This is a genomic window from Mesorhizobium sp. M7A.F.Ce.TU.012.03.2.1, assembly GCF_004006095.1.
Lineage (GTDB): Bacteria > Pseudomonadota > Alphaproteobacteria > Rhizobiales > Rhizobiaceae > Mesorhizobium.
This window is the reverse complement of sequence record NZ_CP034779.1, coordinates 4,163,434-4,175,089: the sequence shown is the minus strand read 5'-3', so window position 1 is coordinate 4,175,089 and position 11,656 is coordinate 4,163,434. Positions and strand designations below refer to the sequence as shown.

Genomic DNA, 11,656 nt, shown 5'->3' with positions numbered 1-11,656 from the left:
TCATGCCCGGACGTCAGCTGTGTCTGGAGGGGTGTTATGGCAATGCGCGCGGCTCGTGGTCTGTCTATCCTGATTCTTCTGTTTTTCGCCTGGGCCAATGTCCTGGCCTGGAGCAGCGCCGCGCAAGCGGCCGAGGCCCGGCGGATCGCGACAACGGACAATTCCGATTATTTCGGCTTTGATCTCAGGTCCGACCAGAATGTGACAATCGACCAGTGCAAGACGACATGCCTGGGAGACCCGGCCTGCCGCGCCTTCACCTACAACAAAAAAGCCAAATGGTGCTTCCTCAAATCCGACTACAACCAGCTGAAAACCTTCAACGGCGCGGTCGCGGGCAAGGTCGTCAACATCGATGGCGATCCTGATATCGGCGCGCCGCCGGAACTCGCTTTCTTCCCCAACTGGATGGCCGATCAGGCCCAGCAATACCGCAACAAGCTGCTCGGCCCGGCCTATGACAAGCCGACCGAAGGCATGGCTGCCTTGCTGAACGCCGCCGAACAGGCCGTGCTGACCGGGGATCACCGCTCCGCCATGCTGAAATACGAGGCCGCGGTCTCGGTGCTGCCCGATGATGGTCCGCTCTGGCTCAACCTGGCGCGTGAAACGCTGGCCGTTCAGCCCGCCGCCAGCACCTCCGAAGCCTCCACTTTGCCGGCGAACGGCACGTCGGCCGCTTTCAATGCCTATAAATTGCTGCGCACCACCAAGACGCGCGCCGAAGTGCTGGCGCTGCTCGGCAACGGGCTCGACAAGCGCGATCTCTACCGGCCGGCGCTGCAGGCCTATGAGGCCAGCCTTGCGCTGAACCCTTCGCCGGCGGTCCAGGCCGACTATGCCGATCTCAAGGCCCGCAAGGGTTTCCGCGTTGTCGATCACACCATCGACGCCGACACCAGCGCGCCGCGCATCTGCGCGCAATTCTCCGAGGATCTGGTCAAGACCGGCGTCGACTACGCGCCGTTCGTCACCGTCGACAACGCGCCACCCAAGGGCGTCGAGGCCAAGGACAAGCAAATCTGCGTCGAAGGGCTGGAGCATGGTCAGCATTACGACGTCACCTTCCGCGCCGGCCTGCCGGCGGCAATCGGCGAAGTGACCGCGGCCCCCGTGGTGCTGTCGATCTATGTCCAGGACCGCGCACCGTCCGCCCGCTTCACCGGTGACAGCTTCGTGCTGCCGGCCGGCGCGCGCCGCGGCATTCCGATCGTCACCGTCAACATGAATGCCGCCGAAATGAAGCTCTACCGCGTCGGCGATCGTTCGCTGGCCCAGCTTCTGTCGGGCTACCAGTTCCTGCACCAGCTCGACGGCTACGACATCTCCAACATTTCCGAGCAGATGGGCGCGCCGGTCTGGCAAGGCCAGCTCGACATCGCCAATGATCTCAACAAGGAGGTCACCACCTCCTTCCCGGTCGACGAGGCGGTGCCGCAGCGCAAGCCCGGCGTCTACGTGCTGACCGCGCAGGCCGTCAACGACAAGAGCGACAACTACAATTCGATGGCCACGCAATGGTTCGTCGTCTCCGACATCGGCCTGTCGACCTATACGGGGCAGGACGGGCTCAACGTCTTTGCGCGTTCACTGGGCAGCGCCAAGCCGATAGCCGGCGCCGAACTGACGCTGGTTGCCAGGAACAATGAGGTTCTCGGCACGGCGACATCGGATGCCGACGGCCATGCCGTCTTCAACCCCGGCCTGACGCGCGGCGACGGCGGCATGGTGCCGGCCGTGCTGATGGCCAAGCAGGGCGACAATGATTTCGTCTTTCTAGATATGGGCCGGGCCGGCTTCGACCTGTCCGACCGCGGCGTCACCGGGCGCGCGGCGCCAGGTGCGCTGGACGTCTATGCCTGGACCGAACGCGGCATCTACCGCGCCGGCGAAGATGTTCATGTCGCGGCGCTTGCCCGCGACGGCGCCGCCAAGGCGGTCGAGAACCTGCCGTTGACGTTCGTCTTCTCGCGCCCCGACGGTGTCGAAAGCCGCCGCATCGTCAGTGACGGCGCTTCGGCCGGTGGCCATGCCGTCGACCTGCCGCTCGAACCCAACGCCATGCGAGGCACCTGGTCGGTGTCGATATACACCGATCCCAAGCAGCCGGCCGTGGCCAGCCACATGTTCCTGGTCGAGGATTTCGTGCCGGATCGCATCGAATTCGACATGAAGGCCGACAAGCAGGAAATCGCCCAGGGCGAAACCGCCAACATCGACATTGACGGCCGCTTCCTCTATGGCGCGCCGGCGGCGGGCCTGGCGCTGGAAGGCGAACTGACGCTGTCGACGTCGCGCGACTGGGACCGCTTCCAGGGCTTTTCCTTCGGTCTCGCCGACGAGCAGTCGGCCGAACCCACGGTCACTCCCCTCGCCGATCTGCCGGTGGTCGGCGATGACGGCAAGGTGACCTTCCCGGTCTCCGTCGACCAACTGCCCTCGACCACCAAGCTGGTCGACGCCAAGGTGACGGTGAGGATGCGCGAAACCGGCGGCCGCGCCATCGAGCGTTCGCTCAACATCGGCATCCGCCCGCAAGGCCATATGATCGGCATCCGTCCGGATTTCGCCGACAATGAAGTGCCGCAGGGCGGCACCGCCAAGTTCAGCCTGATCGCCGTCGATCCCGACGGCAAGCGCGAGGCGCTGAAAGGCGCGCAGTGGACGCTGGTCAAGGTCGAACGCAATTACCAGTGGTACCGCTCCAACAATTCCTGGAACTACGAGCCGGTCACCTTCACCAAGTCGATCGCCAACGGCCAGGTCGACCTTAGCGCCGACGGCGACGCGACGGTCTCCGTGCCGGTCGATTGGGGTCAGTACCGCCTCGAGGTCGAGACATCGGATCCCGAGGGACCGGCGACAAGCTACGAGTTCGATGCCGGCTGGTATGTCTCCTCGACCACCACCGAAACGCCCGACGGTCTCGAAATCGCCCTCGACAAGGACAATTATGCCGCCGGCGAAGTGGCCAAGCTGAAAGTCTCGCCGCACTTTGCCGGCGAACTTCTGATCAACATCGGTTCCGACAAACTGTTGAAGACCGTCACGGCATCCGTGCCGGCCGGCGGCAGCACGGTCGACATACCGGTCGGCGACGATTGGGGTGCCGGTGCCTATGTCACGGCAACGCTTTTCAGGCCGGGCGATGCGCAGGAAACGCGCATGCCGGCCCGCGCCATCGGCGTGAAATGGCTGAAGGTCGATCCGGGCTCGAAGAAGCTCGCCATCACCTTGACGCCGCCGGACAAGACCATGCCGCGCCAGCAGCTGTCGATGCCGGTTTCGGTCGCCGGCGTGCAGCCGGGAAGCAATGCCTACGTCATGGTTGCCGCCGTCGATGTCGGCATCCTCAACCTGACCAACTACAAGGCGCCGGATCCGGAGAACTGGTTCTTCGGCCAGCGCATGCTGGGCATGGAAATCCGCGACATATACGGCCGCCTGATCGATGGCTCGCTCGGCAATACCGGCAAGCTCCGGACCGGCGGCGACGGCGCCAACATGCAGGCGCAAGGCAACCCGCCGACCGAAAAACTGGTCGCCTTCTTCTCCGGCATCGTCGAACTCGATGCCGACGGCAAGGCGCGCGTCGACTTCGACATCCCGCAGTTCAACGGCACCGTGCGCGTCATGGCCGTCGCCTGGACCAAGGATGCGGTCGGCCACGCCCAGTCCGATGTCATCGTGCGCGATCCCATCGTGATCACCGCTGGCCTGCCACGCTTCCTGGCGCCTGGTGACGCCGCCGTCATGCGCCTAGACGTCGCCGACACCGATGGTCCGGCCGGCGACTATGCGTTCTCGATCGAAACAACGGGTGACCTGTCGACCGGCGACAAGCCCCTGCCCCAGAAGCTGACGCTCGCCCAGGGCAAGCGCCAGACGCTGACCGTGCCGCTGGTCGCTCAGACGGCCGGCAATGCCTCGCTCACCATCAAGCTTGCCCATGCCGACGGCACCAGGGTCGAGCAGACGCTCTATGTGCCGGTGCGCCCGGCGCAATTGCCGGTGACCACCCGGCTGGTGGTCGACCTCAAGGGCAATGGCGGCGCGCTGCGCGTCGACAAGGAACTGCTGGCAGCCAGCCTGCTCAACGGCGCCTCCGTCAGTGTCGGCGTTTCGCAGGCCGCCGCCTTCGACGTGCCGTCGCTGCTGATGACGCTCGACCGCTACCCCTATGGTTGCGCCGAGCAGACCACCAGCCGCGCCATGCCGCTTCTCTACGTCAATGAGTTGGCTTCCGGCGTCGGCATGGCCAGCGATCCCGATATCCATGGCCGCATCCAGGACGCCATCTATAAGGTTCTGAGCTATCAGGCCTCGGGCGGCAGCTTCGGCCTGTGGGGTCCGGGCTCCGGCGATCTGTGGCTTGATTCCTATGTCACCGACTTCCTGACCAGGGCGCGCGAGCAGAAATACGACGTGCCGAGCCTGGCCATGAACCAGGCGCTGAGCAATTTGCAGAACTCGCTCGGCTACGACCAGAGCGTGCAGGACCGTGGCAGCGAGATCGCCTACGCCCTCTACGTTCTGGCCCGCAACAAGAAGGCCTCGATCGGCGACCTGCGCTACTATGCGGATACCCAACTCGAAGCTTTCTCAAGCCCGATGGCCGTTGCCCAGCTGGCGGCAAGCCTGGCGCTCTACGGCGATACACCGCGCGCCGAAGCCACCTTCAAGACCGCCTTGCAGTTGGCAAAGTCCACCACCGACTACGACTACTACCGCTCCGACTACGGTTCGGGGCTGCGTGATGGCGCAGCGATGCTGGCGCTGGCGGCGGAATCGAAGCCGGTGCCGACCATCGTGCCGGAACTGATCAAGCTGGTGACCAGGGAACGCGCGGAAGCCCGCTGGACCACCACCCAGGACGAATCCTGGATGCTGCTGGCGGCCCGCGCGCTGAAGGAGGGCAATGATACGATCACGCTGGCCGTCAATGGCGCGGCGCATTCCGGCGGCTACTCCAACCAGGTGGAAGGCTCTGACCTGGCCGACAGCCCGCTGACCATCGCCAACACCGGCAAAACCCCGCTGCAGGCCGTCGTCACCACCGTGGCGTCGCCGGTCCAGCCCTTGCCGGCCGGCGGCGACGGCTTCACCATCAACCGCACCTACTACAAGCTCGACGGCACCGAGGCCAATGTCACCGAGGCGACGCAGAACGAACGCTATGTCGTCGTGCTCAAGGTCAACGAGCAGAACAAATGGCCGTCGCGCCTGCTGGTCACCGACCTGTTGCCGGCCGGCTTCGAGATCGACAATCCCGGCCTGGTCTCCAGCGCCCAGTTGACGAACTTCTCGTGGCTGGCGCAGACCGATGCCGCGCATCTCGAATTCCGCGACGACCGTTTCGTCGCGGCGTTCAACCCGGCCGACGGCGATCATGACCACAATCTGACGCTCGCCTATGTCGTGCGCGCGGTGACGCCTGGTACCTATGCGCACCCGGCGGCAACGGTGGAGGACATGTACCGGCCGCAATATTCGGCCCGCACCGCCACCGGCATGATGGAGGTCAAGGCGCCGTAAGGCGCCTTGGCGAATATGAAAGTGAGGCTTGTGCTGCCCCTCATTGCCCTGCCGGGCATTTCTCCCCGTATAGTGACGGGGAGAAAGAGGCCTGCAACAAAGCTTTCGCCAACTTTGAACGTTGCTGGAAAAGCGCCAAGGGCCATGACAGCACCCTTCTCCCCATCACTATACGGGGAGAAGGTGGCGGCAGCCGGATGAGGGGCGGCGCCATGCTTTCCAAGAAGTTCCTTCGTCGCACGGCCGTTGCAGGAGCCTCCCTCATTGGACTCACCGCAATTGCCGCCACCACCCTCTGGGCGCTCGACCGTGCCTTCCCACCCCCGCTTCCAGCCGAACTCACGGTCTCCACCGAAGTCCAGGACCGCGACGGCGAATTGTTGCGCGCCTTCGCCACGCCGGACGGCTACTGGCGGCTCGAAACCCGCCTCGACCAGGTCGACAAGCAGTTCGTCGACATGCTGGTCACCTACGAAGACAAGCGTTTCTGGGACCATGAAGGTGTCGACGTGCTGGCGCTGGCCCGCGCCGCCGGCCAGTTCGCCACCAGCGGCCGCATCGTCTCCGGCGGCTCGACGCTTTCGATGCAGCTTGCCCGGCTGATCGAGCCGCGCGAAAGCCGCAGCCTCGGCTCCAAGGTCAAGCAGATGCTGCGCGCCATCCAGATAGAGCGGCGGCTGTCGAAACGCGAGATCCTCGAACGCTACCTGACGCTGGCGCCTTATGGCGGCAATCTGGAAGGCGTGCGCGCCGCCTCGCTCGCCTATTTCGGCAAGGAGCCGAAACGGCTCACCGTTTCCGAGGCCGCCCTGCTCGTCGCTCTGCCGCAACTGCCGGAAAAGCGCCGGCCCGACCGCAATTTGAAGATCGCCCACGCCGCCCGCGACCGGGTGCTGACCCGAATGGTCTCCTCCCGCCTGCTCGGCGAGCGCGAGGCCGCACGGGCCGCCCTCGACGATGTCTCGGACCTGCGCCGCACGCTGCCGGCGCTCGCCGCGCACGCCGCCTATGCGATGTTGCCCAAGGCCGTCCCCGGCCAGCCCTTGCAGCTGACGATCCGCAAGAGCGTCCAGGAGGGGCTGGAACAGGTGGCGAGGGACGCGGCCACCAAGCTCGGCCCCCGCCTCTCGGTCGCCATGGTGCTGGCCGACTCCCGCACCGGCGACATCCTTGGTGAAGTCGGCTCGGCCAATTTCTTCGACGCCAGCCGCTCCGGCTGGATCGATATGACAAAGATCGTCCGCTCGCCCGGCTCGACGCTGAAGCCCTTCATCTACGGCCTGGCCTTCGAACAGGGCCTGGTGGCGCAGGAAACGCTGATCGACGACAGCCCCGTCGATTTCTCCGGCTACCGGCCGAAGAATTTCGATATGGGCTACCAGGGCGATGTCAGCATCCGGCAAGCGCTGCAATTGTCGCTCAATGTGCCGGCGATCCGCGTGCTCGACGCGGTCGGGCCAACGCGGCTGATGGCGCGCTTCCGCCAGGCCGGCGTCAGCCCCATACTGCCGGTCAACGAAGCCCCGGGCCTGGCCATCGGTCTGGGCGGCGTCGGGGTGACATTGCGCGACCTCGTCCAGCTCTACACAGGGCTCGCCAATGGCGGCAAGACGCACACGCTGCATGACGGCACCGAGCCTGCCGATGCCGAGCGCACCAGCGCCACCATCCTCGACGGTCAGGCCAACTGGCAGATCATCGACATATTGTCAGGCGTCAAGCCGCCCGAGGGGGCCTTGCAGCGCGGCATCGCCTACAAGACCGGCACGTCCTACGGATACCGCGACGCCTGGTCGGTCGGCTTCGACGGCCGCTACGTGCTGGGCGTCTGGGTCGGCCGCCCCGATGCCGGCGCGGTGCCCGGCCTTTCCGGCTATGTCTCGGCCGCTCCCATCCTGTTCGAGGGTTTTGTCCGCTCGGGCCTCGCCACCGTCCCCTTGCCGGGCAAACCGCCCGGCATGTTCAGCCCCAGACGCGAGGACCTGCCGGTGACGCTCGCCCGCTTCGGCGCCGGGTCGGATGGCCTGGTGCAGGCGACGGTGAGCGAACCCGCACCGACCATCATCTTCCCGCCCGACGGCGCCCGCGTCGATCTCGGCACCAATTCGGCCGACGCCTCGCCACTGGTGCTGAAGCTGCAAGGCGGCCGTGCGCCGTTCCGCTGGCTCGCCAACGGCAAGCCGCTGGCAGGCATCGATCGTCGCCGCACCGCGACCTGGCAGCCCGACGGCGCCGGCTATTCGACGCTGACCGTCATCGACGCCGCAGGGCGTGCGGCGAGTGTGAAGGTGTTTGTCGAATAGACGGCTGCAAGCGATTCATAGGCTTAGCTTTCCAAGGCAGAGGATAGCAGACACTTGCCCATGGTTGTTCCAAGGCACCCCTCGCGCAATCCGTTCTTGTCGGCAGCCTCAGCACTGGCAGCAACAATCTTTGTCACGGCAACCACCCTCCCCGCTTTGGCCGATGCCCTGCCCGCCGGCTTCGTCCGGCTCGCCGATGTCGATCCCTCGATCCGCCAGGACATACGCTACGCCGGATCGGACAATTTTCTGCATCGCAAGGTGGACGGCTATGACGCCCCGGCCTGCATCCTCACCGAGCAGGCGGCAAAGGCACTGTCCGCCGTCCAGAAAGCGATCGCCGCCAAAGGCCTGACCCTGGTGTTGTTCGATTGCTACCGCCCTGCCCGCGCCGTCGCCGACATGAATGAATGGACGCGCGATGGCGGGTCGCCCGATCCACAATGGTATCCGAAGGTCAGGCGCAGTGAGCTGATCGCCAAGGGTTATGTCGGAGAACTATCGACCCATTCACGTGGCTCGACCGTCGATGTCGCCGTCGCCCGGACGGACCGCAGGTCCAGCCCGAACCAGGCCTGCGGCGCGGGCGATGCCGACACGCTCGATTTCGGCACCGGTTTCGACTGCTTTGATCCGATGAGCGAAACCGCCCACCGCGGCCTTGCCAGTGAAGCGGCGGCAAACCGCAAGATGCTTGTCGACGCCATGCGCGCCGGCGGCTTCAAGAACTATGCAAGGGAATGGTGGCACTTCACGCTGAAAAGCGAACCGTTCGCCAGACAGCGTTTCGACTTTCCCATCACCGCAGATTGATCCACCCGACCAAATTCCACACCTTGCCTCGGCACCGCCCCTTGCTAGATAGGCTGAGTGGCCGGGCCATGGATTCTTCCTTAGGCCGCAAGAGGAAAATATTTCTCCTAACGGCGAAATAGCGTCGAACATTTTCTCAAGAGGGGCAAAAAAGGCAACATTGAATGCATCTAATTTCTACCAATTCGGTAGATTTGGCGCGGGTTCAACGGAGGCAGAAATGACCAAACCTCATTTCAGGAAACTGCTCGGCGCACTGGTCGCCACATCTGTCCAGTTCGGCACGCTCGGTTTCGCGTTTGCCGATACCACCATTCTCAACGTGTCCTACGATCCGACACGCGAGCTCTACAAGGCCTATGACGAAGCTTTCGTCGCGCATTGGAAGGCCGAGACCGGAGAGACCGTCACCGTCCAGCAGTCGCATGGCGGATCGGGCGCCCAGGCCCGCGCCGTGATCGACGGCCTCGACGCCGATGTGGTGACGCTGGCACTTGAAGGCGACATCAACGCCATCGTCTCGAAGGCGAAGAAGATCAATCCGGACTGGCGCACCAAATTCGAAAACAATTCAGCGCCTTACACCTCGACCATCATCTTCCTCGTCCGCAAGGGCAATCCCAAAGGCATTCACGACTGGAGCGACCTCGTCAAGGACGGTGTCCAGGTGATTACGCCCAATCCCAAAACCTCCGGCGGCGCGCGCTGGAACTATCTCGCCGCCTGGGCCTACGCCAACGCCAATGACGGCGGCGACGAGGCCAAGACCAAGGAATTCGTCGGCAAGCTCTACGCCAATGCTCCGGTGCTCGACACCGGCGCGCGCGGCTCGACCGTGACCTTCGCGCAAAAGGGTCTTGGCGATGTGCTTATCGCCTGGGAAAACGAGGCCTATCTGGCGCTCGACGAGTTCGGTGCCGATAATTTCGACATCGTCTACCCGCCGACCTCCATCCTGGCAGAACCGCCGGTGGCGGTGGTCGACGCCAATGTCGATGCCAAGGGCACGCGCAAGGTCGCCGAGGCCTATCTGAGCTGGCTCTATTCCAAAGAAGCGCAGACGATCATCGCCAAGAACCATTATCGTCCTGCCAAGCCCGATCTGGTGCCGGCCGAGGACCTCGCCAAGCTGCCGCCGATCAAGCTCGTAACCATCGACGATCCACAGTTTGGTGGCTGGAAAAAAGCACAGCCTTATCATTTCGGCGATGGTGGTATATTCGACCAGATCTACAAGCCCCAGTAAGCAGTCGATATTCAGGACGACATGACCACAGCACCCGCCCAGGCGGGGTGGCGATTCAGGCAGCCGAGCGTAATTCCGGGTTTCGGATTGACGCTCGGCTTCTCGCTTGCCTACCTCACCCTCATCATCCTCATCCCGCTATCCGGGCTGCTCTGGCGCTCGGCCGCCCTTGGCTGGCCTGAATTCTGGGCGATCGCCACCGATCGCCGCACCATCAATGCGCTGAGAATCAGCTTCGGCACCGCCTTCGTCGCGGCTGCGGTCAACGTCGTCTTCGGCACGCTGGTCGCATGGGTGCTGGTGCGCTACCGTTTCCCCGGCCGCCGCATCGTCGATGCCATGGTCGACCTGCCCTTCGCCCTGCCGACGGCTGTGGCCGGCATCGCGCTGACCACGCTCTACGCGCCGAACGGCTGGATCGGCAAATTGCTGATGCCGCTCGGCATCAAGGTCGCCTATACGCCGCTCGGTATCGTCATCGCGCTGATCTTCATCGGGCTGCCCTTCGTCGTGCGCACCGTGCAGCCGATCATGGAGGAGATCGACAAGGAAGTGGAGGAAGCCGCCGCCACGCTTGGCGCCAATCGCTTCCAGATCATCACCCGCATCCTGTTTCCGGGCCTGGCGCCGGCCATCGTCACCGGCTTCGCCCTCGCCTTCGCGCGTGGCGTCGGCGAATACGGCTCGGTCATCTTCATCGCCGGCAACTTGCCCTACAAATCAGAAATCGCACCCCTGCTGATCGTCATTCGGTTGGAGGAATACAATTATCCGGCGGCGACAGCGATCGCGGCGATCATGCTCGCTCTGTCGTTCATCATGCTTTTGGTCGTCAATCTCGCACAGTCATGGAGCCGCAAGCGCTATGGCTGACCCGGAGATCAAATCCTACGAACCGCATCATGAAAGCCAGTCGGCGGCGGTCACGGAAAGCCGCCCTGCGCGCCTGGCTCTGATGGCCGTCGCCTTCGCCTTCCTCGGCATTTTCCTGCTCTTGCCGCTGATCATCGTCTTCAACGAAGCCTTCGCCAAGGGCATCGGTGCCTACACCGAAGCGCTCAGCAGTGCCGACACGCGCTCGGCGATCCGGCTGACGCTGCTGGTGGCGGCGATCTCGGTGCCGCTCAACATCGTCTTCGGCATCTCCGCCGCCTGGGCGATCGCCAAGTTCGAGTTCAAGGGCAAGGCCTTCCTGACCACGCTGATCGACCTCCCCTTCTCGGTCTCGCCGGTCATATCAGGCCTCGTTTATGTGCTTCTGTTCGGCGCCCAGGGGCTGCTCGGCACCTGGCTGAAAGCGCATGGCATCGTTATCCTGTTTGCCGTGCCGGGCATCGTGCTGGCCACAATCTTCGTCACCTTCCCCTTCGTCGCCCGCGAGTTGATCCCGCTGATGCAGGAGCAAGGCAATGGCGACGAGGAGGCAGCGCTTTCGCTCGGCGCCAATGGCTGGCAGACCTTCTGGTACGTGACCTTGCCCAACGTCAAATGGGGGCTGCTCTACGGCGTGCTCCTGTGCAATGCGCGTGCCATGGGCGAGTTCGGCGCGGTATCGGTGGTGTCGGGCCACATACGCGGCCTGACCAACACCATGCCGCTGCATGTCGAAATCCTCTACAACGAGTACAACGCCGTCGGTGCCTTCGCCGTCGCTTCATTGCTTGCGGGCCTGGCGCTCGTCACGCTGGTCTTGAAAACACTTCTCGAGATGCGCTACGGCGCCGAGATCGCCGCGACACGCGGGCACTGACAAAGGGAC

General features: G+C 64.3%; 6 protein-coding genes. All 6 read left to right on the top strand.

Annotated elements, in window-relative coordinates:
• The first annotated feature begins 36 nt into the window (after positions 1 to 36).
• A complete protein-coding gene (locus EJ079_RS20430; protein ID WP_127809948.1) occupies positions 37 to 5,535 on the top strand; it encodes an alpha-2-macroglobulin family protein in 5,499 nt (1,832 codons plus the stop codon).
• Between the two features lie 212 nt (positions 5,536 to 5,747).
• Complete coding sequence (gene pbpC / locus EJ079_RS20420) at positions 5,748 to 7,838, top strand: penicillin-binding protein 1C (protein WP_127395669.1); 2,091 nt, start codon at positions 5,748 to 5,750, stop codon at positions 7,836 to 7,838.
• Between the two features lie 60 nt (positions 7,839 to 7,898).
• Entirely contained in the window at positions 7,899 to 8,651 is a 753-nt protein-coding gene (locus EJ079_RS20415) for a M15 family metallopeptidase (protein WP_127809947.1), read from the top strand.
• Between the two features lie 220 nt (positions 8,652 to 8,871).
• The gene (locus EJ079_RS20410; RefSeq protein WP_127271865.1) at positions 8,872 to 9,897 is read left to right on the top strand and encodes a sulfate ABC transporter substrate-binding protein; all 1,026 of its coding nucleotides are present in this window, start codon (positions 8,872 to 8,874) and stop codon (positions 9,895 to 9,897) included.
• Between the two features lie 21 nt (positions 9,898 to 9,918).
• Entirely contained in the window at positions 9,919 to 10,770 is an 852-nt protein-coding gene (gene cysT / locus EJ079_RS20405; RefSeq protein WP_013530875.1) for a sulfate ABC transporter permease subunit CysT, read from the top strand.
• Positions 10,763 to 11,647, top strand: coding sequence for a sulfate ABC transporter permease subunit CysW (gene cysW / locus EJ079_RS20400; protein ID WP_127809946.1), 885 nt, complete (start codon positions 10,763 to 10,765; stop codon positions 11,645 to 11,647). Before cysT ends, cysW begins: the two co-directional genes overlap by 8 nt.
• Positions 11,648 to 11,656 lie beyond the last annotated feature (9 nt).